Source organism: Candidatus Poriferisodalis sp., assembly GCF_965208555.1.
GTDB lineage: Bacteria > Actinomycetota > Acidimicrobiia > Acidimicrobiales > Poriferisodalaceae > Poriferisodalis.
On the sequence record NZ_OZ242342.1, the window covers coordinates 306,390 to 327,699 of the forward strand.

Here is a 21,310-nt window from a genome sequence, read left to right on the forward strand (position 1 = left end):
GGGCCACGTCGCTAGCGGAGGGGATCGAGCCGGTGACGCGTTCCTAGACTCGGCGGCGTGGCCTGGGTGGTGGTCGATGTCGAGGCGACCTGCTGGGCGGGTCTGCAGTTCCCCGACAGCGAGCGGGAGATCATCGAGATCGGCGCAGTGCGCCTCGGCGACGACTGGGCCGAGCAGGCCCGGTTCTCCGAAGTGGTGCGGCCGGTGCGCCACCCCATGCTCAGCGACCTCTGCGGTGAACTGACCGGCATCACCCAGCGTGAGGCCGACGCTGCACAACCGTTCCCCGACGTGCTCGAGCGGTTCGTCGACTGGGCCGGCCCCGGCGACCACTGGCTGTGCTCGTGGGGCGTCTACGACCGCCGCCAGTTCGCGTACGACGCCGAGTTCCACGGCGTCGACCTGCCGGGCTGGTTCGCTTCCCGCCACGTCGACATCCGCCGCGGATTCGCCCGCTGGCGGGGAATCGACGGCTGCAGCCTGCCGGCGGCGTGCTCGATGATCGGCAAGGAGTTCGCCGGCACCCAGCACCGAGGCCTCGACGACGCCCGCAACGCCGCCGAAGTCCTCGCAGCATGGCAGCAAGCCCACGCCGCGCTGCGCGCCCGCACACGCGCGCCGCGGTGATCGGACTTCGCCGCACATGTGTCGCCGCCCGAACAGCCCGTGTCGCACCAGCCGCTGGCCGGATTCGCCACGAGTGCGACAGCAGGTGGCCACCCGCGCTACAGTTCGTCTATTCCTCCCCGTCTGGCCGGCTCTGCCGGGCATGGCGGGGCTTATCTTTGTCTGATGCCCAATCCAGACAGCACCGAAGTCGCCGTCTTCCTGGACTATCAGAATTCCTGGCACGGGACGCGAGCGCGTTTCGGCAATCCCGACTTCGACCCGCCGACTGTCGGCCATGTGCATCCAGACTTGCTCGGGGAACTCCTGTGCGAACACGGACGCACCGTGGACCCGCAACGGCTGCTCAGCCAAGTTCACGTGTACAGAGGACGTCCGGGCTGGCAGAGCCATCGTGACCTGCGCGTCGCTTTTGATCGGCAGACTGCACGATGGACCAGACTGCCGGGGGTCAGCTTCCACACTCGAAACATGCGCTACCAAGCCACTGGCTGGTCAACCACAGGTGAAGTGACCAACTGGGTAGGCCAGGAGAAGGGCATCGATGTGCTGCTCGCCCTCGACCTGGTGCGCGGTGCCCGTCTGGACCTCTACGACGTCGCCGTGGTCGTGTCTGGAGACACCGACCTCTTCCCCGCCATCGAAGAAGCGATGTCGTTGGGCAAGCGCGTGGAGCGGGCGCTCTGGTGGAAACCGCCGGTGCGGAAGCGAGCTCTGCATCTGCGTGGCCGCGCCGTTTGGACGCACTATCTCGACGAAGCCGACTTCGGCACCGTCAGAGACGACACCAACTACCTCAGCAAGCTGTGATCGCTGCACACGGCGCGCCCTTCGAGCCGTGGGTCATGCGGCCTTGCCGACGATGCCTGACGCTCGGGGTCGTTCCTCGATCCAGGCTCGGATCTCGTCGTAGCGCCAGCGCACCGCCCGCTTGCCGATGCGCAGCGGCTCGGGGAAATCGCTGCTGCGCATGGCGCGATACAGCGAGCTGGTCGACAGCCCGGTGAGCCGCTCCACCTCGGGACGGGACAGCAGCAGCGGGGCCTGCGGTTCAGGTTGGGCGTGTTCCATGGGCCGCAGCGTTGTGCCTGTAGCGCTACACGGCACGACCTCGCACGACTTATCACGACATTTTGCGATCTCGACGGGCGGGTCGGGGTGTCGCGGGGCTGTCGCGCAGCGCGTCGCGGGTGTCGCGCTGCGGAGCCGCTCTGGGGGACACACGCTTGCATTCAAATGCGCGACACCGTGTCGCGCACAGTTTGCTGTACATACCGCGCACATAGGGCCCTGGCAATGCTGAAGCGTGCGACACTGGACGCGGCTGCGCCGACGCACGGCGCTGAGTCGCTGCTTCGTGCCGCGAGCGACATCGTGTGAGAGCCCAAGCCCAGCAACCAGGAGCCGCGACGATGAACGATGAGCCGGAACCGACAGAGCCGAACACGCCTGCGCATCCGAATCTCATCGACATCGACGGCGAGATCGAGTGGGTGGACAGAACACCGCCGGGCGAAGACCCCGCGATCGCGCAGGCTTGGGCCGAGTTCGCGCAGATCTACCCGACCATCGCCGCTGAGCTCTTCGACGACGACCCCGACCTCACCTACCACATCGCCCCACGCAGCGACGACGCCTGCTGACAGCGACGCTCTCGAACCGGATCTGCCGCAAGAAGCCGGGCGCTCTGAGCGGTCGCCGCCGATGAGTACCCTGCGTCTCATGGCGAGGGTCGTTCATTTGCCGGACGATGTCGCAGCCGCGGTAGCTGCGCAGGCCGACGAACGCGGCATCACCGTCGACGAGTTCGTCTGCGAACTTGTCGAACGAGCCAGTCGCAGGCGGGCCCTGGAGGCCTTCATCGGCGGTGCTGACGTGCCGTTGCGTGAGATGTTCGACATACGTCGTGCCCGCGAGCAACTGGCAGACGAACTCCTGGGAGAGCACCAGGCGATCAGCGACGACTTTGCGCGACTTCAGGCCCAGCCCTCCGACTATTCGCTCGACCTCGACTGAGCCGGCGTGTTGATTCTCGACACGAGCGTCCTGTTCGCAGCGCGCAACCGACGCGAGTCTGATCACCAGGCGTGCGGTGACCTACTCCGATCCGAAGGACGACTCGTCCTTCCGGCCCCGGTGGTAGTCGAGACATGTGCGATGCTTCGTCGGCGGCTCGGAACGGCACATGAAGTTGACTTCCTTGATGTCCTTCTCGGGGGAGCATTCGAGGTCGTGGACTTGCTGCACGAGGACTATTTCCGTGCCGCTCGCCTCGTCGAGACCTACGAGAACCTGAGCCTCGGATTTGTCGATGCTGCGATCGTGGCCATTGCCGAGCGGATGGGCGCAACGCGGATTGCAACGCTCAACCATCGCGACTTCGCGGTGGTGCAGCCCTCGAATGCCCTGCACTTCACTTTGCTTCCTGGAGAAGCGGTTCGAGACTGAGGAGCAACCTCTCCCCCGCCGGCTGCGGCGGCCAGAGCGGTCGTCCGCCGAGCCGACGCGACGGCAGCGGCTGCTGAGACGGGCGCACGCCAACGATTGCTGGACGCGGAAAACGGCTTCGCTCGAACAGGTGCGATGGACCACGATGAAGCAATGGCCCTGAGTCCGCCGACGATCGACGACGCGCGTCGCGCCGCAGAGGCGCTGTGGCGCGAGGGCGTGGGACGCGTGCTGGTGTTCGGCTCGGTGGCACGCGGACGCGCCGGGCCCCACAGCGACATCGACCTTGTTGCCATCGACGCCGACTTGGACTACAGCATCCGACTGAAGCGTCAGCTCGATCTGGAGAGGATCGTCCGGCGGGTCTGCGAGTTCCCGATCCAACTGTTCCTCACCGACGAGCCCGAGTGGAGAATCCGCTCTACGCAGGTGCGCTCAAGCTTCGAGGCGCACATCGCGGCGTACGCGATCGAGCTCGAAACGCACCGCTACGTCTCGGACGCCGTCGACTGGTCCAAGCCGATCGGCCGACCCGACAGCGACGAGGCTGAGCTAGCCGATCGGCTCGAGGCCGTCTCGGATGAGATCGTGACGCTGCAGCACTGCCAGAGCGTGACCGACAACGAGCGCAGGCTCGCCCGCGACGACGCTGTGCTCGCCGAGCACCGCCGCCGAGTGCGGCACACCTCCATGCTGGCCCGCGCCTATCGGACGATTCTCGCCGCAGCGCGGGTCATGCACGTCGCGACCCTTGGCGCAGCTCCCCCTAAGGGCGACACGCTGTCGGACCTGTTGGCGCCGCAGCCGTCATGGGTCGCCGAAGCCTTCGAGCACGCTGTCGACAACCGCGCGACGTTGCTCGTCGAGATGCATTTCTGGCGCAATCACGGACAAGACGAACCAGGCCAGCGCACCCGACGCGTCGACCCGGACTGGGCTGCGACCGCTTACGACGCAGCCCACGACATCGTCGCCTGGGCCCTCGAAAGGCTCGACCTCGACGCCGAGGTGATCGAAAGCCACCGCCGATTGCTCACCTGCCGCTGAGGAGCCCCTCTCTGCCACCGGCCTCCACGGCGTGAGGGCCCCGGCTCAGCAGGCGGTTCGGTGCCGAGCAACGGGTGATGATCGAACAGCTCCGCGCAGATCTCGTCGTAGATGTCGCCGAAGCGCTCGAACGCGTCCGCTATATGAGCCGGGTAGCCGTCGGGCAGGTACTCGTAGGTATCAGCAGTGCGCCGCTGCGTGTCGTCGGTGCCCGCCATGTCCCTAGCGGGGCGGCCAAGGGTTCACGACTTCGACGCCGGTGCCCACGAAGTCGTCGGAGTTCCGCGTGACGACGGCCATGCCGTTGGCTGCAGCAATCGCTGCGATCTGGGCATCTGCCTGCGCCACGGGGCGGCCGGCAGCCCGACGGCTCGCAGCGAGCGCTGCATAGGCGGCCGCGGCTTCGCTGTCGAAGGGAAGGATCCGGCCTGCGAAGTCCTCCCGAAGGAGCGCCTCAACTGCTGCGCCAACCGCATCGCGGCGCGCTCCTTCGGGCATGATCGCAACTCCGAGCCTCAGCTCTGCCTCGCCGACAGCGGTCAGGTACAGCGAAGACGTCGCCTGGCCCGCCACCCACGCCGTCACCGTCGCCTCGGGGACGGGGCGCATCAGCTCCGAAACGACGTTGGTGTCCAAGACGAACATGTCGGCTAGCCGAGCCGGGGCGGTTCGCGCATCGGCTCACGCAGGGGCAGCGCCATCTCGACGCCGCCGAGCGGATCGACTCGTTCGCGAATCGATGCAACCAGATCGGCAGGCGCCGCATCGGCTTGCACGGCGGCACGCAGTATGCGCCGAGCTTCCTCCTCCATCGAGCGGCCGTGCACCGCGGCCCGTATGCGCAGCCCGGTCTTGACGTGCTCGTCCAGGTTCCGAATCGTGATGCTCGCCATCGTTCCGCCTCCAGAACCGGCTGATTCGCCATGAACGATTGCAATGCAATCATACCGACTCGGGTTCGGTCCAGCAGTCCGAGGTTCCGCTGCGCCCGTCAGCTTCTCGCGCCCGGGTCGCACCGATGAGCGCCGCCGGCCCGACCTGATTGCGACATGCGGGCAGAAAACGGCTTCGCTGCGGCAGGGCCGATGAGCGACGATGGGGACATGGCCTGGAACCCTCCGACGATCGACGACGCGCGCCGCGCCGCCGAAGCGCTGTGGCGCGAGGGCGTGGGACGCGTGCTGGTGTTCGGCTCGGTCGCCCGCGGCGACACGCGCCGCTACAGCGACATCGACCTGCTCGCCGTGCTCGCATCGGCGGACGACTTGGACTGCGACGTCTGCCACGGCCGCTTCCAGAACGATCTCAGCTATGCGGCACAGGAAGCGGTGGGCTACCGCGTGGACGTGGTGGCGACCGATGCGCCGACCTGGGCGGCGCGCAGCCCGCTGCCGTTTGCCCTGGAATCGGCTATCGCGGCCGACGCGGTCGAGCTGTTCGACCGCCTCGATCCTTCCGAGATCGACTGGGACAAGCAGATCGAGCTGCCTTTGACCGCCCTCGGCGAGGCCCTGTTGCGCCTGGAGAGCCTCGGGCTCACCCTGGGCCGATGGTGGAGCATCGAGAGCTTCCATCGCCGCGGCGACACGCCCGGCGGCGAGGCCAGCGCCCGCACCGTCGGTTGGGCGCTGAGTGCGGTGCGCAGCGCCGCGCGGGTCGCCCACGTCCACCGGCTGCAGCAACTGCCACCGCATTCTGGGGACACCCGCCGACTCATCGCAACGCTGCCCGATCCCGAACGCCATGTCTGGCAGCGGCTCGCTGCTCCGGCGTTCGTCGACCCCGACGACGCCGACCCCGACGATGCGCAGGCAGCCGCCCGCGCCGCTCTGGCTCTCGCCGCATACGTCACTGACCAACTCGAGGCCGAGGGCGCGGACGCCGACGCTCTCGGAGAGTGCGGCGACCGGCAGGATCTCTCATGGCCTCGAGTGCGGACGTGCGGCGCCGACACCGACGCGCTCACAGAGTGCCGCAGCTCTGCCCGCGAGCTCGCCGAGACGCTCAACCTCGCATAACCCGACGCACCTCCCTTGGCATCCTCACACCTGCTGGGGCAGATGGCTCGCCGGACGCAGCCCTAGACGACGAGAAGTTCTACTGCGGGTGTCCAGATGCGGTGCGCCCCGAAGGCCAGCGGGGTCGTGCTGATCGTGCGCTCGAAGTCGAACGGAATGCAGCCGCTGCCGAACGGCACCCTTTGCGCATCGGTGCGCGGTGCCGCAAGTGTCGCTCTCGCTCATGCGAGTGTGCCCAATCCTCGATACCTGCATCCCGAACAGTTAGCTGTACATCGCCCGGAGATCGTGCATTAGGTTTCCGCCATGGCGAAGAGCCGGCCGCGGGCTGCGACACGGGAACAGGTCGAGGCAGCGAGGTCCCGCGCCGCCGAGCGGCCGCTTGCCTCGGACCCGCCGTCTTCGCCGCATCCGCAGCAAACTCCGCAACCCGAGCCGCAGGGCCGGCTGTGGGACGACGGCACTCCCCCACGGCCGGCGGGTCGCCCCGCGCCCGAAGCCGCGGACCCCGGCGACGAGCCGACCCAGCAGGCGAGACCATCCCGCACGCCGCGTCGTCGGGTCGCCAACCGGGCCCGCCTCACGCCCGAGTCCCGCTATCGCAACATCGCGGACCAGCTCGAGCACGTCGCCCAGATGCGCCAGAGATACCTGGACGCCGCGGCCGCCAAGAAGCAAGCGCACGACGACTGGCTCGAGGCAGCCCACAACGCAGCCTCCAACGGCGTGCAGGTCCAGGACCTCGCCGCGCAATGCGGCATCACCCGCTCCGGGCTGTACCAGACGCTGTACGAGTGGCGGCGCAAGCATCGCCGCTAGCCCCGCCGCGGCCTCTCTGTCGCGACCCTGCGTCATGCACAGCTAACTGCACGCGATAGGGGCATCGGCATTTCAATGCAAAAGTGTGTTCCGAAATCCGACGGCCCACGCGACAGCCCGCGGCACCCGCAGCGGCAAGCGCCGCGACGCATCGCGGCGGGCCAGGTCGTGCGAAGTCGGTCCGTGTCGGACTATGTCGGTCTGTGTCGGACTGCTCACGGGACAATCCCAGCCATGAAACACGACACCCCCCCAACCTTCACGCCGCTGCTCTCCCGAGCCCAAGTGGAACGGCTCACAGGGCTATCGACCACCTCGCTGTACCGAGCGATGCGCCGCGGCGACTTCCCCGAGCCGCTGCGGGTCAGCGAGCGAAGCGTGCGCTGGCGCACCGACGAGATCGAGTCCTGGATCGAGGAACGGCCACGGGCGGCAGGCATCGTCGGCGAGGCGGCATGAGCGCGACCGCGCTCAGCCGCTTCTCAATGGCCGCTGTCGGGTTCAGCCCATGTAGCGGACCCCGAGTGCGGGATGGGTGGTGAGATGGGCAGCGCTATTTGCCATGCCGTCGGCGCTGAGCCCGAACACCTCGGTCGCCTCGCCGATGCGTTCGCGGTGGGTGCGGTGCCAGTGGCCGTGCAGCACGAACGAAGGCTGGGTTCGCTCCACAGCCTCACGCAGCAGACCTCGCCCATGCTTCGCGGCCTCGCGAAGGTCCCACGGCACGCCGGGCATTGTTGCCTTGAGCCCTCGGACCTGTGCTGGGGCGTCGTGGGTGAACAGCACGTCGAGGCTGCCGCCGAACTCCGCGTCGACGTTCGCCATCAGCCGATCGAGGTCTGCGCCGGTGGTGGCCTCGTCGTCCCAGCGGTAGCCGCGCCGTGCGGGGCTGTGCCGATCCGGCGACACCGCGCCGCCGAGCGCGCCGAATGTCCGGCCGCCCCAGGTCCAAACGCTTCCCCGCCATGCCCACCAGATCGATCCACCCAAGTGCAGCGGCCGACGCGACGCCACAGCCGCCTGCGCGGCCGGCGTGCGGGCGTAGCTGCTCAGCGCGGGCCACACCTCGTGGTTGCCGTCGACGACGATGATCGGCAGCGGTGCGTCGTGCGCGGTCCACATGAACTGCGACTCCAGCGGATTCAGGCGGCTCCAAGTCGCATCGGCGAGCCAGAAGTCCCCGACCTGCACGATCGCTCCCGCGCCGACGTCGACTGCAAGATCGACCGCCTTGGAGAGGTGTCTGGCCTCGCCGTGCACGTCGCCGACGACCAGCAGATTCGTCACCACAACCGAGGCGAGCTCGGCGATGTCGTCCCAAGCTCTGCCGGTGGCGAACTCATATGGGTCCCAGCGGGGCATGTCAGACATGTCGCTCATCCCAGACGCGTCGATGCACCGACCCTACGCAAGTGCAGCCCTGAGGACGGCATGGTTTTGGACGATGCGAGGCCGGCCGCAGCCGCGTGACGCGCTCGAGCATCGACACCGGGCCCCCGAACCGCCTCGAGAGCGTCCAAGGCTGAGACCCGATCATGGCTGCACGCCGCGAAACTCCCAACCAGCTCGCCCACTAGGTGGCGGCGCTGCGCCGAGGCGACGACGAATTCCGGTTGCGGCTGCTGTTGCACGACTTCGCGATGGTCTGGCAGCACACGGCCGCGCAGGTGCATCCAACGCTCGTCGCAGTCGGGCCTCTGCCGATCGATGTTCGCTGGAATGCTCTCGTCGCCGCATTCGCGGAACACCTCAGCCTCGAGGCGGAGACCGATCCCCCTGCGTGGACACAGCATCCCAGCCGGTTCCTGTCCGATTGCTGGTTCGCTGGGGGCTGCTTCGGATTCGACCGCGCGCGCACCGTGGCTGCGACCCCGTCCGCGTTCGGCCGCCACGGCGTCTGGCTGCCACAAGACGAGCTCACGGTCACCTGATCGTGCGACCCTTCACCGCCGACGATCTCCGTTCGGCGCTGTTCGAGCTTGCCAAACGGCTGAGGCGCCGAGGTGCTCACGCACGCCTCTACGTGATCGGCGGTGCGATCGAGGGCGACTACGGCGCCGTGATCGAAGCGGTGCTCGCCATCGCCCGTGAGCGCAGCTGGCCCACGACATGGCTCAACGAGCAGGCCACCCCCTACATGCCATCCCCGGATCGGCGCGAAGCCATCGCGGTGCTCGAGCATCCCCACCTGATCGTTGCTGCGGCCAGTGCGGCCCACATGCAGGCCATGAAGACGCGTTCCGCACGCCGTACCGATGTCCAAGACATCCGGCGTCTCGCTCAGATCACCGGCGTCGCCACCGTCGAGGGCATCGAAGACCTGATAGCGGTTGCCTTCCCGTCCAATTCGCTCGGCGACCGCCAGCGGCAATGGCTCCGAGCCGCCCTCGGAACCGCTCCGCCGGGCAGCAACCAGCACCGCTGAGTTGTATTGACATTGACAGACCGGCACATATCAGCGGATATGCTGACAGCTAACTGCCGTAGGAGAGTTTGGTGCAGCAGGCTGATGCCATCACGACCTCATTCCTCCCGACACGGCACCCGAAAGAGCAGGCGGCGGCCGCTGCTGATTCTCACGGTCGTCATCGCAGCGGGTGCCGCAGCGATTGCCGTGCCGATGGCGCTGGCCGCCACGTCGGCGAACTGCCGAGTCAGCCTCAGCTTCAGCCCCGCTTCGGTGAGCCTGGCGGAGGGATCGACCGCCAGCATCGACTACACCCATTACTGGTGCAGCGGCGACCCGGCGTTCACCGACTGGGTCGTGGACGTCTCCGACACTTCCGCGGTCAGCGTCACCGTGTCTGAGGGCACCACCGTCGACGGCACCCGCACCACCCGCGGGTCGATCAGCATCGAGGCCCTCGCCGACGACGACTTCGATGACGAGTCCGTGACCGTCACCTTCTCGGAGCCCTCCGACGACGACGAGGCTTCCGAGTCGGGCAGCACGGTCACCTCGGCGTCATTCACCGTGGACGTAAGCGACTCCCAAAGCGGGGACGGGAACGCCTCTGAGTGAAAAGCACGCTGTTCGCCCCGGTCCGGTTCCTGCTGCGGCGCAGACGGCTGCCTGCAGGCATCCCCGGGGCGCTGACCATCGTGATCGGCGGCTTCGCAGCCATCTCGCTGTTGCTGCTGCTGTTCACCTGAGCCGCCCCGCGGCAGCTTCGCTGCTGCCGACGGGGCACCCGGGTGCGGGGGGGGCCGGGAGCCCTCCGGTCCTCCAGGAGACGCTGTCGGGCTCCCCGCACCTGCTCCCCCACTCGACGCGACGGCGGCTAGTTGTTGGTGAAGGAGACGGTGTATTCGGTGCGGGGGTTCGATCGGGTGTAGTTGGCTCGCTGGGTGTTGCTCAGCCCGGCGAGGGTGCAGCGGGTGGTGCTGTCGGTGTTGTGGGTGTACAGCGGGCCGGCCTCGACGCTGATGTAGTGGATGCCCTCGAAGGTGAACTGCTCGCGCGGCCCGCCGTGGTCGTAGTAGGGGTCCCAGGCGGCGGTGATGCGCGTCGCGTTCGACCACTCGCTCTCGCCGCGGACCCACGGAACCGCCACGTCGATGAGCCTGGGGGACTGGTACATGCGCACCCGCAGACAGCCCGCCGACGCGGTCTGGGTGACCGTCACGGTGTTGTAGTCGTGCATGCTCATCCACGCCCGGAACCAGTCGTTGTCACCGTCACGGTCCACCGTCGCCGACACCGCCGCCTCTCCGGCGTCGGCGCTCACGAACCCCGGCGTGAACAGATGCCGGCGCAGCTGCCAGCGCCACCCGTCGGTGCCGGGCAGGTCCTCGCCCGGGGCCTCCCCTACGGGATCCTCGGCCTCGCCCCACGCATACAGCGTGTAACGCGACCCCAAATACTTGGCCGGCGGCTCCCCGCCGGAGCCGTTTACGGCGCTTATGACGAGCCCCTCGTTCTCGAAATTGGCCGCCGTGCGCACATAATCCCCGGGGGTCCGGTTGAAATAGTGCTCCCAGGAGCCGCGGGCGCGTGAAAAGCCCCCCGAAACCCCGAAGTTGACAAGGCCTCTCAGCCCCTCGGGATCGGAGCCGTCGAGGGTGAAAAGGTTCACCTGCGGCCTGACGTCGTTGAGCAGCGACCCGCCGATGTCGTGCATCCTGAGCGTGAACTGGTTGCGGCGGCCCGCCTCGAGCCCCTCCACCCGCACCAGCTGCGCGCCCGCGCCGGTCGTGAGCGCGCCGAGCGTGAAGCTGTCGTGCAAGAACCCCTCGACGCTCGACCCCACCGCCACCGTGGCAATGTCGGCAGCGACATTGGAACCGAGATTATGCGTCACATCAGTGCTGCGCAGGTCGGTGACCGCCACCGTATAGGTGGACAGCACCACATACGCCTCCCGGAGCCCGCATCTGTGGCAGCGATCCACCAGCGCACCAGCCGGCGCCGACGCCGGATCCGACACCACATCGCTGTAGAACGCCCACACCCCACCCGACAGATGCGGCAGCTCCACCGCCACGAAGTAATCCCCATCCGACGGCGGCGACAAATACGCGCGACGACGCGCAAAGCCCCCCACCTCGTGCAACTGATAATCGTCGTCGCCACCGCTGCCGTCGTTGTCGAGCCGCGTCGAGTCGGCGTCGTAGATGCCCACGATCGCCGCACGCCGGGCGCTGCCGCCCCCATGCTGCTCGCCCAGCACATCGACCACATACACCCGGCCCGCCTCCAGACCCGTCATCTTGAACCAGTCCACATCACGCGACCGATGAAACGCACCCCCCACCGAACCACCCGCAGCCACCACACTGCGCGACGCCTCATCGTGGGGCTCATCGAACTGGGCGCCCCAGACCGCCATCTTCAGCGGGAACGACAAAATGGTCGTGAGATTCAATCCGCTGAAACTCCCGTTGGCGATGCTGAACCCGGTGCCCTCCTCCGCGCCGCCGATGGCGACCCGGTAAGCGGGGATGTAGCCCGCGGCACCAGTGGATTCATCGGTCGAGACGACCCAATAAAAGGTGTTTCTTTCGAGGATGGCGCCTTCGGGCGCGCTGAACCGGTAGGTGCGGAAGTCGTCGTCGGCGTCTGTGAGGTAGTCCGACGGCGGGGTCAGCTCCCACAGGAGCTCGCCGGGCCGGCCGTTGTGGTTGGCATGCACCCCCACAGTCGCCGCGTTGCGAAGGGAGGGGTCGGTGCGGGCCATCTGCAGCTCGATCGCGTTGAGCCGCCAGGTTCCAGTGTTGCCTGCGTGGAATCGCGTCGCCACCGATCGCGTAATGGTTTGCGTCTGCCGACGGGCGAAGTTGGTGACCAGCGGGGTCTCTGCGTTCTGCTGGGCGGCGATGAGCGGCTCGGGATCGACGAACTCGACCAGCACCGGCTCGATCAGCACCGGCTCGGCGCGTGCTTGGGGCAGCGCGGGCGTGGCAGCGCTGAGGGCGCCAGAGGCGGGCCCCTCGCCGGTGCCGTTGTAGGCCTGCACCGCGTAGTGCAGCGTCTGGCCCGGCGGCGTGGTCGTGTCGGTGTAAGTGGTCACCTCAGCGGCGAGGCCGTCCGCGATCACCGCCAGCTCGTCAGGCCGTGGGCCGCGCCACACCCGATAGCCCTCGACGGGGCCGCCCTCGGCAGGCGCGGCCCACGACAGCGTCACCGCCCCGAACGGGCCCAGCGCAGTGCCCATCAGCCGCGGCGCGCCCGGCAGCGGCACCGTGTCGGCGATCTCGACGGTGGCCAGATCGGTGAGCGGACCGCTGCGCTCGGTGCGAGCGAACGGCCCCGAACCGGTGACGCCGTAGCGGGCGCGCATCTGCACCTTGTAGGACACGCCCACAGGCAGGTTCCGCAGCGTGAACGACGTCACATCGCCCGCCGGGTACAGATTCCCGCGGGTCTCCCCATCGCCCAGCCGCCGATAGGTCAGCCACCCCAGATCCTCCTGCGCCCACATCACCCGATAATCATCCGGCACCGGATCAGGCGTCGACCACGAAATCGTCAACTCCCCCGGCGCACCGCTCGACACCACAAACCCGCCGACCTCGCCCCAGCCCAGCCCAGACCCCTCCTGCGCCTGCTCGGACTGCTGGGCCTCGCCCTGCGACGACTCCTCATCCTGCTGCGGGTCAGACTTCTGCTGGGCCTGCTGCTGGGACTGCTCGTCCCGCTGGGCCTCCTGCTGGGCCTGCTCGTCCTGCTGGGCCTGCTGCTGCTGCTGTTGGACGGGCGCGAGCGCGGCAGCGACGGTGACGGTGAGCTCATCGCTCCACGGCGACGCCATCACCTTGCCCTCAGCGGTGCGGAACCGCGCCCGTATCTGCACCTTGTAGCCGACGCCCTCAGCCAGACCGCTCAGCGTCATCGACGTCGCGTCCCCAGCCGGCCACGCATTGCCCCGACCGGCCTCATCGGGCTGTCGCCACGACAGATACTCCAAATCGTCGCGCGCCCACCGCACCCGATACTCAAACGGCGCCAGCTCAGGCGCCTCCCACGAAACCCTCAGCTCACCCGCAGCATCACTCGCAACCGCCACCTCGGCCAGCTCCGGCACCGACTCGCTGGCACCCACCGGCACCGCCTGCGACGCGCACAGCGCCAACACCGCAAACGCCGCCGCCCAGCGCCTCACCCCGCGACCGCTTCTTGGGGGGGGGGGGGGGGATTACGACAGGCGACCAGCCGTCACCTCGCGCACCCGCCACGCGCCCAACACCCGCAGCCGCACCGAACCGCACCGAATCGCTCATCGCACCAGCCTCCACAAAACAGCCGACAACACCGCCGGCACCGACACTGACCTGCCGACGAAGGTGCCGACAACGATCCGCCACCATACAGCACATTCGAACCAGCACAATCACATCATCCCAACCGGCTGCCGGCAATGAGATGACGGTCGAGATCGATGCGCTGACGTCATCGAAGACTCTTGCGACCTGCCTGCGTTGATCTACAGCGAGGGCCTGAAGTCGCACGCTTTCGGAGGTTTGTCGACGTGAACCGACACAGTGCCGCAGTCGTTCCTCACGATGACAGAGGCGTCATACGAGGACATCCCGAGGTGCTGCCGGGCCCGTCGGCCAGTTCGACACGATGACGCCGCAAGCAACGCGGCCGGCCGTCGGATGGAGCGGAGCTCCCGTTCATTTTTCTTGAAAATCTGCTGTTCGCTGCCCGATTTTCGAGGTTCAACTCAGTGGCTGTGATGTTCCTTCTCCCACCGGCTGACGAGGGAGCGCCGCGCGCCGCTGTTGCGCACGCTGGGAGAGGACCCGCCCCGGCCGGCGAGACGGGTCCTCGCGAGCTCGCTCCGCCAAACCGTCTAAGGAAACAGGCCACGTACGCCACCGGCACGCTAGTCCGCGTTTGAACTAGCAGGAATACGTCAGACTCGTATCCGGGGCATGCATTTCATTGTTCGGGGTGTGGCAACCGAGCTGAAGCTAACCGTCTCGGCCGCATCCATAGAACACCGACGAGAAAACACGATCGGCTGCTCCGGGCTGCGGCGCTACCGGGAAGAAAAGCGCGCTAATCATATGGAGGCTCACTGAGAAGTGTGAAAAGAGCCTTCGCCAAATGGCGAATCCTCAAGAGTCCGATGATGCCGCGATTTCTTTGCCGCGGGCGTCAATGTAGCGTGTTTTCGTATTAATTGGTGTGGTTTCGGCACATCAGTGAGAGGTTCTGAGCCGTGAATCACCGCCCACCAGGCCGATCTGCTGTCGGCACGGGCCCCTCAGAGCGAACGTGTACTGGTGGCGAATCCTCACTGCCAGACAGTACAGTGCGCGAGGAGGCCAGCCTCAACGGTGCGGGTTAGCTGGCAGACGCTGTTGAGTTGTTTCCCGCACCGAAGAGGCTGGCCCGCATGCGAGAGTACTGACTTCTCGCCGCTCAGGTGTCACCTGGTTTCTCGGGTAACCGAGCGGGCGGGTTTCAGGGGCTGCTGTTAGCTCCCCTGGGCCAGTCACGGTGCAGCCGAGAGTCCCGGCTGGAGACGACGAACAGGCGTCGTCCGGCGCTGACGCTCTCATCGGTTTCGGTGTTCGGATCGTCGGAGCCCCTCGCGAGTCCCTCTCGCAGCTCGATCAGCTCGCGGCGGACGTTGATCGCCTGGGCGATGGTGTGTTCGGGCTCGGTGGTGGTGAACCGGAATACGACGTGCCTGCCGGGCACCGGGGCCGCGATCTCCAGCTGTTCAGGGCCCCACGTTGCGTCCGCGGGCAGCAGCCCGCCGAGGATGTCCCTTATCAACGCATCCGGAGTCTCACCGAGGCTCTCGCCGGCGCCCAGATACTCGGTGACATAGTCGCTGAAGGGGACAAGGAAGCTGACCGAGCTCATCCCGCCCTCGAACTCGATGTCGCCGGTGAAGCCTGCCTCGCCGAGGTCCACGGTCTCGTCGTCGCCTGCACAGGGGTCGCGCAGCTCTGCCGAGAAATGCCGCGAGAAGTCGCCGTTGCTGTTGAGCATCTGCACGAGTTCCCCGTAGGTCTGGCTCCGCGTCTCGTCGCCGGGAGCATCGATGTGGCGGATGGTGATGCGCCGGCTGCTCGACTCCACCCACACCTGCGTCACCGGCGGATCGTCGCCGACCTCCCCGAATGCACTCATGGACGTCTGGCTGTCGATCCGCCACCCGTTGCCTGCTGCGCCCGCCGCCGAGCCGGACCACTTGGCCACGATGTCGACGGACGCGCCCAGCGAAGCCTTCGCTCTGGTGCTGATGCCATCAATCTTCTCTGGGCGCGCCGTCCGCACGCTGTCGTCGACGCCGGGATTGGGCGTCCCGACGAGCACCGACTCGATGGCAAGGCGCGCTGTGGGCGCGGTGACGGTGACGCCGCGGCTCGCGCTGCGCTGGCGGCGCTCGTTGATCGCCACGCCGCTGCGCAGCACGACCCGGTCGCCGGGCGCGAGCGCATACTGGCCGCCTTCCGACAGCAGCGGGAACGAGTACAGCGCTGTCCCCAGGAAACGGTCCAGACGCACGCGCGTCGGGGAGCCGACGCCGACCGGGGCGCCGCTGTCGGCGATCACCCGAATGCGCCCGGAATTGACGGTGATCTCGTCGACGTCGCCGACAGCGGGGTCGCGGAACTGTGGGGCCTGCACTGAAACCCAGAGGTCGGTCTGGCCGACGAGCGCGATCGCCGTGATCGACGGCCGGCCCGACACGCTGCGGGGCGGCTGCACGACCTCTATGTCGCCGCCGATCGAGCGCCGGTCGTCGTTGGTGCTGTGCCAGCCCTCGGCCGTCTCCAGCACGATCAGGTCGCCGGCTTCGAAGGGGTCATGAACGGTCACCTCGACGGACGAGAACAGGCCGCACGGATCGCTGCTGACGCGTGGGAGCAGATCGATTCCCTCGATCCAGGCGGGGGCTCCGTTCACATACAGCAGGTCGCGCACCCTGCCCTTGAACCGCGAGACGTCGACCTCGAGGCTCTCGCTGAAGTTGATGCGCAGCATGTCGTCGCCTGGGGCGACGCGGATCTGGGCGCTCAGCGGCCGAGCCGATGCCGCCGCAGCGATCGCCTCGGCCATCGTCTCGTCGTCGATCTCGCCGATGGCCGCCACCAGCAGGTGGTTCCTGCGGTCTCCGACATCGCGCGGGGTTCTGGCCAGGAAGCTTCGAACCGAGAGCGGCAGCGGGCCGCCGGCGAGCAGCAGCGGCACCGGACCGGAGTCGTCGATTCCCACTGCGAGCAGCGGCGCGGCCGCTGCCGCCTCGATCGGCGAGCGGGGATCGGCCAGCGCAACCACGCTCTGCGACGGCATGAGCTCGTCGCGGCACGTCGCCGTCAACAGCTGCGCCGCCGCGGCTGCGCCGATCGTTGCCGAGCTGCCCGCCACTCGGTTGACCTCGTCGACTCCTTCGGCCAGCAGCGGCGAGACGACCGTCCCGGACACCGCCCAGGTGCCGCCGACGATGACCACCCGTTCGATGCCCGCCTGCCGCAGGTACTGGGCAGCGGCATCGGGCAGCTCGTCACGACGGGTCAGCAGGATCGGCAGCTCACGGGCGAACGCCACCGATCCCAGCCCCACAGCCTCGGCGAGACGCTTGTCATCGCCGTTGACCAGCAGCGCAGCGGAACCCTCAGCACCGCACCAGGCGGTGTCACCGGGAAGTTCCCTGGCCGCCGCCGCGGCCGTGCCGTACCGGTCCGCACCGGCCACCCGCCGCACGGTCGGCTCCGCCTCGAGCGAGGCCGCCTCGGCGACCACCCGCTCGCCGACTGCGGCGGGGCCGCCCATGACGATGACCGTCGAGACGTCGTGGGCGTCGATGAACTCGGCCACCTGCTGAGGCAGCCGATCCGGTTGGGTGAGCATGACCGGTGCCTTGTGGTAGCCCGCGAGACCTGCCGCCGCGAACGTGTCCGCTATCGATGCTCCCGAAGCCAGCACCACCGTGGAGACCGCCCCGAGGCCGCCGCGCTGGCGCGCGAATCGCCACGCTGCCAGCACCGAGGTGTCGTAGCGGTCACGGCCCGCCAGCGGACGCACTCCGCCCTGCCCGAGCACTGTCTGCCCATCGTCAGGATCGACGAACAGCTCGCCTGAGGTGTTCGCGGCGCTCACCGCTCGGGCGCCGACGAGGCTCAGCGACGATGCCGCCAACGCGCACGCGAGCAGGATGCGAGCAGGATGCGAGCAGGATGCGAGCAGGATGCGAGCAGCTCTCATGCGGCGGCTGGAGGTCCCCGCCAGACGCCAGTAGAACGTCTCATGGCAGCGGCGGCATCTCGTCCGCCCGCCACGTCGGCTCGCCGGGCGGCAGCGCATCGTTGTGTCCACCGTTTGACATGCATTTGCTGAATCCCTGCACCGAATGACATGGACAGGCTAGTTAACACAGACCAGAATGCAGTCATTCGACTGCTGCGCAACAGTCAGGAGCGGCCAAACGTCGCAACCGGCGCTCACGTTCACTTGGCCGGTCATGGGCCCGACAGCGGCGATCGTGGTAGGACTGCACGAGGAGGCCGCCGCACGTGATCACTGCAATAGTCCTCATCGGCGGGTCCGTGCTCGTGGGAGCAGTCGTGTTCATCTCGGGCCGCAACCCGCTGGGGCACGGGAACTGGAAATGGTGGGAGCTCACCGCTGGCAGCTCACCCCCCATCCCCAGCCATGCGCGGTCCGCGCTCGCGCGCCCCAAGGGCATCGGATTGCGCCGGAGCCTGACGGTCGTGCGTGTCTGCGACGGCTCCCGGCACCGGGTGTGGGTCAGCTTCTTGTCGAAGGGCGACGACAGCGATCTCGTCGCGCAGCTCGCCATCGCCGCCGGGTGCAACCCGCGAATCGACGCGTCAGCGCCTCAGCAGATTTACAAGCGGCGATGGCGACTGTCCCACATCATCCCGGCCGCAGGCCGCGCCGCAATGCTCAGCCCGAGCGAAGCCGACGGGCTCGCCCGTACGATCGACGGCTTTCTCCACGACGGCGACGCCATCATCACGACCGTGCGATGGGCCGGCGACAGGCAGGTCAAGGCGCGAACAGCGACGACATCGAGTCGGCTGGGTTCCTCGTGGACCCACGAGGCGTCCACCGCAACGCTGCCGATATTGCCCACGCCCTTGGCGATCGTCCCGCTGCTCGTGCTGATTGCGGCGCTCGCCGTCGTGGCTCACAGCTATTTCGAGCTGCCCGCCTGGCTCGACCGAGTCCTGGAGTCCGCCGCGGGCAGCCCGAGCACCCCCGTCGCAGCAGTGGCGATCTGCGTCGCTGCTCACTCCGCGGCGCGACTGATGCACGCGATCTTTCGACCCCGACTGGTCTCGCGGGCGCAACGCTGCTGGCACCTGCCGCTGGGCTGGCGCACAGCACGCAACGGCGGCACTATCGGCGTCGAGCACCTCGCCGGCTGGGCACGAGCACGTCCCTGACCCCACCCCGCTGGCGGGTCTAACAAGAGATTTGTATAGCGGGCGAGGTCTGGCTCAGACGCGCTGTTGGTGGTGGGTGTGGACTGGCATGATGGTGTTGGTCCGGTTGGGCTGGGAGGTTTGGGGGTGTTTGTTGGCGGTGTGAGGCGTCGGTGGGTGTCGGTGTTGTTGGTGGTGGTGTTGGTGGTTGGGGTTGGGGCGCCGGTGGGTGCTGAGGATGTTGGTGCGGGCGATGGTGACAGGGTGTGGGGTCGTGTGGCGGGTGGTGATGTTTCGTTGGGTGCCGGTTTTGTGCTGCCGTATGGATTGTGGTCTGACGGTGTGACGTTGTGGGTGGCTGATCCGGTGGTGGGTGCGGTGCTGGCCTATGGGCTGGCGGGCGGTGAGCGTCGTGAGGGTCGTGATGTTGACGGGTCGGGGGTGGGGTTGTGGATGCCGATGGGGGTCGGCGGTGACGGTGAGGTGTTGTGGGTGAGCGATCTGGCGAGCGAGAGGGTGTATGGGTTCGATGTGGTGAGCGGTGAGCTGTTGGGGGGGCGCACGGTGGATCCGGGGTTCTCGCCGGGTGATGTGTGGTCTGACGGGGAAACGCTGTGGGTGGTGGATGCGGGTGGGGGCGAGGTGGCGGCGTTCGACGCGGCGACCGGCGATGCCCGTCCGTTGCGCTCTGTCGGGGCGGGTGTGGGGTCGGGCACGCGTGGGCTGTGGTCTGACGGGGTGACGTTGTGGGTGGCCGATGGTCCAGCGGCGCGTATCGACGCGTACGATCTGGCGTCGGGCGAGGCGAGGCCGCAGTCGGGGTTCGACGGCCTGGCTGATGCGGGGAACTCTGAGCCGGCGGGGATCTGGTCTGACGGCGACACGATGTGGGTGCTGGACCATCTGCGGCTCAAGGCGTTCGCTTATCGCATGGCGCCCAACACCGCACAGGCACCCACCGACCAGCCCGAACAGGTCCAGCAGCAGCACGAATCCGAGGGTCAGCAGGGAGAGGACCAGCAAGCCGACGTGCAGCAGGGCCAGGAACAGCAGGATCAGGCCGACGAGCAGCAGCAGGACGACCAAGCCGATGTGCAGCAGGGACAGTCTGGGCAAGCCGACGAGCAGCATCAGCACGAGTCCGACAGGCAGCAGCAGGACGACCAGGCCGAGGGCGACGCCCAGCAAGAAGGAAACGCTGACGCGCAGCACGAGGCCGAAGTCCAGCAGCAGGACGCCGAGGTGCAGGTGGTGGTGCGCGCTGAGGACGAGATCGGCGAGGTGGTGCTGTGGAGCGGTGCTGCAGGTGAGCTGACGGTGTCGTGGGAGGCGCCGGTGCTGGTGCCGTTCGAGTATCGGGTGAGCTGGGCGCGTGAGGATCTGGAGTTCTTGTCGTTCCGGTTCGCGAACGAGGCTCATCGCGGCAACGAGTGGCCTGGGGGCGACTCCACCTCGGTGACCCTCACCGGCCTCGAGGAGGGCGCGGTGTACAAGGTGCAGCTGCGGGCGCGGTTCCGCGACGCCCGAGGCAAGGTGTCAGCGTCGCCGTGGACCGCCGAGACCACCGCGACCGTGCACGCGGCGGCGTCGCTGCTCGCCCACCAACAAGCCGAACAGCACGACGAACAGCAGGGCGCCGACGACAATGAGACGGAGACGACCGAGGGGGTCGAGACGACCGTCTCGGCCGCCGCCCGGCCGACCGTCGCAGATGCGGGATTGAACTCGATATCGGTGCGGTGGACGGCACCTGAGCATCCCGAGACTCCGATCACGGGCTACGACCTGCGGTACCGCGCCGTGGGTGCGTCAGAGTGGTCAGACGGACCGCAGGACGTCGCCGCCTCGCCGGCTGAGATCACGGGATTGCAGGCCGACACTGCATACGAGGTCGCTGTGAGGGCCCAAGGCGACGGCGCCGAGAGCGAATGGTCCGAGCCCGGCCGGGGCTCCACGGCGTTCTGGGTCGCGACCCTGACCGTCGGCTCACTCGATCAATCGACGAATGGCTACTGGGGCTTCCAGAACAAGCTCAACCGCTTCGGCGACCTGACGCCGAGAACGCACACCCGGGACGGAGTGAGCTACGAGTTCTTGATACTGGCGTGGTACCGGGGCTACCGGGTCGACGCCGACGGGCGAACCCATACCGAGGCCCTGGACTTCTACGGCTACGACCATGTGATGCCGGCCGACTGGGTGCTGCGCATCGAGGACCGGCAGTTCCGCTTCCGAGACGCCACGCGCGGGTTCCTTCAGACAAACACGCCCCAGCAGACACGGCAGTACAAGGTCTATTGGCGACATCCCGAGCTGTCCCTCGAGCTCGGATCCCGAATCGAGGTGTCGCTGTCCCAGGAGCCGGCCGAACCTCGTGCAATACAGGATTGACACTCTCCGACATCGATTTCAATTGGTACCTCGCCACCGAGCGCGATGGGCCGAAGTCGTTCGATCTCGCCACCCGACGACAACGGCTAGTCGAGTCGCTGCCGGGT

The 21,310-nt window shown here is 67.8% G+C and carries 21 protein-coding genes; 15 read left to right on the forward strand and 6 right to left on the reverse strand.

The genetic code is table 11. The annotated features are described in order from the left end of the window. The first annotated feature begins 57 nt into the window (after positions 1-57). Positions 58-627: an exonuclease domain-containing protein gene (locus ACOGXE_RS01705; protein WP_419932234.1), complete on the forward strand. Its 570-nt coding sequence runs from the start codon at positions 58-60 to the stop codon at positions 625-627. A gap of 18 nt (positions 628-645) precedes the next feature. Beyond that, entirely contained in the window at positions 646-1,437 is a 792-nt protein-coding gene (locus ACOGXE_RS01710; protein ID WP_419932235.1) for an NYN domain-containing protein, read from the forward strand. Positions 1,438-1,470: 33 nt separating this feature from the next. Here the strand turns inward: ACOGXE_RS01710 and ACOGXE_RS01715 are convergent, their stop codons facing one another. Continuing rightward, positions 1,471-1,698, reverse strand: coding sequence for a helix-turn-helix transcriptional regulator (locus ACOGXE_RS01715; protein ID WP_419932236.1), 228 nt, complete (start codon positions 1,696-1,698; stop codon positions 1,471-1,473). 341 nt (positions 1,699-2,039) lie between these two features. Between ACOGXE_RS01715 and ACOGXE_RS01720 the strand changes: the two genes are divergently transcribed. From ACOGXE_RS01720 to ACOGXE_RS01735, 4 genes are all read left to right on the forward strand, one after another. Further along, positions 2,040-2,270 carry a hypothetical protein gene (locus tag ACOGXE_RS01720; RefSeq protein ID WP_419932237.1) on the forward strand — a complete coding sequence of 77 codons (231 nt, stop codon included), beginning with the start codon at positions 2,040-2,042 and terminating at the stop codon, positions 2,268-2,270. A gap of 79 nt (positions 2,271-2,349) precedes the next feature. Further along, complete coding sequence (locus ACOGXE_RS01725) at positions 2,350-2,643, forward strand: hypothetical protein (RefSeq protein WP_419932238.1); 294 nt, start codon at positions 2,350-2,352, stop codon at positions 2,641-2,643. Positions 2,644-2,649: 6 nt separating this feature from the next. Further along, a complete protein-coding gene (locus ACOGXE_RS01730) occupies positions 2,650-3,075 on the forward strand; it encodes a type II toxin-antitoxin system VapC family toxin (protein ID WP_419932239.1) in 426 nt (141 codons plus the stop codon). 153 nt (positions 3,076-3,228) lie between these two features. Then, on the forward strand, positions 3,229-4,122 hold the full coding sequence (locus ACOGXE_RS01735) for a nucleotidyltransferase domain-containing protein (RefSeq protein WP_419932240.1): 894 nt from the start codon (positions 3,229-3,231) through the stop codon (positions 4,120-4,122). Between the two features lie 222 nt (positions 4,123-4,344). On the opposite strand, the gene ACOGXE_RS01740 is transcribed toward ACOGXE_RS01735, so the two are convergent. Together ACOGXE_RS01740 and ACOGXE_RS01745 are read right to left on the reverse strand one after the other, a co-directional pair. Then, complete coding sequence (locus ACOGXE_RS01740; RefSeq protein ID WP_419932241.1) at positions 4,345-4,767, reverse strand: PIN domain-containing protein; 423 nt, start codon at positions 4,765-4,767, stop codon at positions 4,345-4,347. A gap of 5 nt (positions 4,768-4,772) precedes the next feature. Continuing rightward, positions 4,773-5,015, reverse strand: coding sequence for a FitA-like ribbon-helix-helix domain-containing protein (locus ACOGXE_RS01745; protein WP_419932242.1), 243 nt, complete (start codon positions 5,013-5,015; stop codon positions 4,773-4,775). A gap of 192 nt (positions 5,016-5,207) precedes the next feature. On the opposite strand from ACOGXE_RS01745, the gene ACOGXE_RS01750 reads away from it, so the two are divergent. From ACOGXE_RS01750 to ACOGXE_RS01760, 3 genes are all read left to right on the forward strand, one after another. Next, positions 5,208-6,140 carry a nucleotidyltransferase family protein gene (locus tag ACOGXE_RS01750; RefSeq protein WP_419932243.1) on the forward strand — a complete coding sequence of 311 codons (933 nt, stop codon included), beginning with the start codon at positions 5,208-5,210 and terminating at the stop codon, positions 6,138-6,140. 306 nt (positions 6,141-6,446) lie between these two features. Beyond that, positions 6,447-6,959: a hypothetical protein gene (locus tag ACOGXE_RS01755; protein WP_419932244.1), complete on the forward strand. Its 513-nt coding sequence runs from the start codon at positions 6,447-6,449 to the stop codon at positions 6,957-6,959. A gap of 234 nt (positions 6,960-7,193) precedes the next feature. After that, the gene (locus ACOGXE_RS01760; RefSeq protein WP_419932245.1) at positions 7,194-7,418 is read left to right on the forward strand and encodes a helix-turn-helix transcriptional regulator; all 225 of its coding nucleotides are present in this window, start codon (positions 7,194-7,196) and stop codon (positions 7,416-7,418) included. 42 nt (positions 7,419-7,460) lie between these two features. On the opposite strand, the gene ACOGXE_RS01765 is transcribed toward ACOGXE_RS01760, so the two are convergent. Then, on the reverse strand, positions 7,461-8,330 hold the full coding sequence (locus ACOGXE_RS01765) for a metallophosphoesterase family protein (protein ID WP_419932246.1): 870 nt from the start codon (positions 8,328-8,330) through the stop codon (positions 7,461-7,463). A 206-nt stretch (positions 8,331-8,536) separates the two neighbouring features. On the opposite strand from ACOGXE_RS01765, the gene ACOGXE_RS01770 reads away from it, so the two are divergent. The 4 genes from ACOGXE_RS01770 to ACOGXE_RS01785 all read left to right on the forward strand — a co-directional run bounded on the left by ACOGXE_RS01770 (position 8,537) and on the right by ACOGXE_RS01785 (position 10,112). Beyond that, positions 8,537-8,890, forward strand: coding sequence for a hypothetical protein (locus ACOGXE_RS01770; protein ID WP_419932247.1), 354 nt, complete (start codon positions 8,537-8,539; stop codon positions 8,888-8,890). 2 nt (positions 8,891-8,892) lie between these two features. Beyond that, positions 8,893-9,384: a hypothetical protein gene (locus ACOGXE_RS01775; protein WP_419932248.1), complete on the forward strand. Its 492-nt coding sequence runs from the start codon at positions 8,893-8,895 to the stop codon at positions 9,382-9,384. 84 nt (positions 9,385-9,468) lie between these two features. Then, positions 9,469-9,981, forward strand: a complete 513-nt coding sequence (locus ACOGXE_RS01780; protein ID WP_419932249.1) for a hypothetical protein — start codon at positions 9,469-9,471, stop codon at positions 9,979-9,981. Beyond that, on the forward strand, positions 9,978-10,112 hold the full coding sequence (locus ACOGXE_RS01785) for a hypothetical protein (RefSeq protein WP_419865392.1): 135 nt from the start codon (positions 9,978-9,980) through the stop codon (positions 10,110-10,112). The genes ACOGXE_RS01780 and ACOGXE_RS01785 overlap by 4 nt, the downstream gene beginning before the upstream one ends. A gap of 128 nt (positions 10,113-10,240) precedes the next feature. Here ACOGXE_RS01785 and ACOGXE_RS01790 read toward each other — a convergent pair whose 3' ends face one another. Both ACOGXE_RS01790 and ACOGXE_RS01795 read right to left on the reverse strand, forming a co-directional pair. Continuing rightward, on the reverse strand, positions 10,241-13,561 hold the full coding sequence (locus ACOGXE_RS01790) for a fibronectin type III domain-containing protein (protein WP_419932250.1): 3,321 nt from the start codon (positions 13,559-13,561) through the stop codon (positions 10,241-10,243). 1,310 nt (positions 13,562-14,871) lie between these two features. Then, entirely contained in the window at positions 14,872-17,628 is a 2,757-nt protein-coding gene (locus ACOGXE_RS01795; RefSeq protein ID WP_419932251.1) for a cell wall-binding repeat-containing protein, read from the reverse strand. Between the two features lie 308 nt (positions 17,629-17,936). Between ACOGXE_RS01795 and ACOGXE_RS01800 the strand changes: the two genes are divergently transcribed. Beyond that, complete coding sequence (locus ACOGXE_RS01800) at positions 17,937-18,833, forward strand: hypothetical protein (protein WP_419932252.1); 897 nt, start codon at positions 17,937-17,939, stop codon at positions 18,831-18,833. Between the two features lie 156 nt (positions 18,834-18,989). Then, a complete protein-coding gene (locus tag ACOGXE_RS01805) occupies positions 18,990-21,203 on the forward strand; it encodes a fibronectin type III domain-containing protein (protein ID WP_419932253.1) in 2,214 nt (737 codons plus the stop codon). Positions 21,204-21,310: the final 107 nt, after the last annotated feature.

Excerpts from the sequence above, each read along its gene's own strand:
- ACOGXE_RS01715 (WP_419932236.1), bottom strand. The coding sequence starts at position 1,698 with ATGGAACACGCCCAACCTGAACCGCAGGCCCCGCTGCTGCTGTCCCGT.
- ACOGXE_RS01720 (WP_419932237.1), top strand. The coding sequence starts at position 2,040 with ATGAACGATGAGCCGGAACCGACAGAGCCGAACACGCCTGCGCATCCG.
- ACOGXE_RS01725 (WP_419932238.1), top strand. The coding sequence starts at position 2,350 with ATGGCGAGGGTCGTTCATTTGCCGGACGATGTCGCAGCCGCGGTAGCT.
- ACOGXE_RS01735 (WP_419932240.1), top strand. The coding sequence starts at position 3,229 with ATGGCCCTGAGTCCGCCGACGATCGACGACGCGCGTCGCGCCGCAGAG.
- ACOGXE_RS01740 (WP_419932241.1), bottom strand. The coding sequence starts at position 4,767 with ATGTTCGTCTTGGACACCAACGTCGTTTCGGAGCTGATGCGCCCCGTC.
- ACOGXE_RS01745 (WP_419932242.1), bottom strand. The coding sequence starts at position 5,015 with ATGGCGAGCATCACGATTCGGAACCTGGACGAGCACGTCAAGACCGGG.
- ACOGXE_RS01750 (WP_419932243.1), top strand. The coding sequence starts at position 5,208 with ATGAGCGACGATGGGGACATGGCCTGGAACCCTCCGACGATCGACGAC.
- ACOGXE_RS01755 (WP_419932244.1), top strand. The coding sequence starts at position 6,447 with ATGGCGAAGAGCCGGCCGCGGGCTGCGACACGGGAACAGGTCGAGGCA.
- ACOGXE_RS01760 (WP_419932245.1), top strand. The coding sequence starts at position 7,194 with ATGAAACACGACACCCCCCCAACCTTCACGCCGCTGCTCTCCCGAGCC.
- ACOGXE_RS01765 (WP_419932246.1), bottom strand. The coding sequence starts at position 8,330 with ATGTCTGACATGCCCCGCTGGGACCCATATGAGTTCGCCACCGGCAGA.
- ACOGXE_RS01780 (WP_419932249.1), top strand. The coding sequence starts at position 9,469 with ATGCCATCACGACCTCATTCCTCCCGACACGGCACCCGAAAGAGCAGG.
- ACOGXE_RS01795 (WP_419932251.1), bottom strand. The coding sequence starts at position 17,628 with ATGAGAGCTGCTCGCATCCTGCTCGCATCCTGCTCGCATCCTGCTCGC.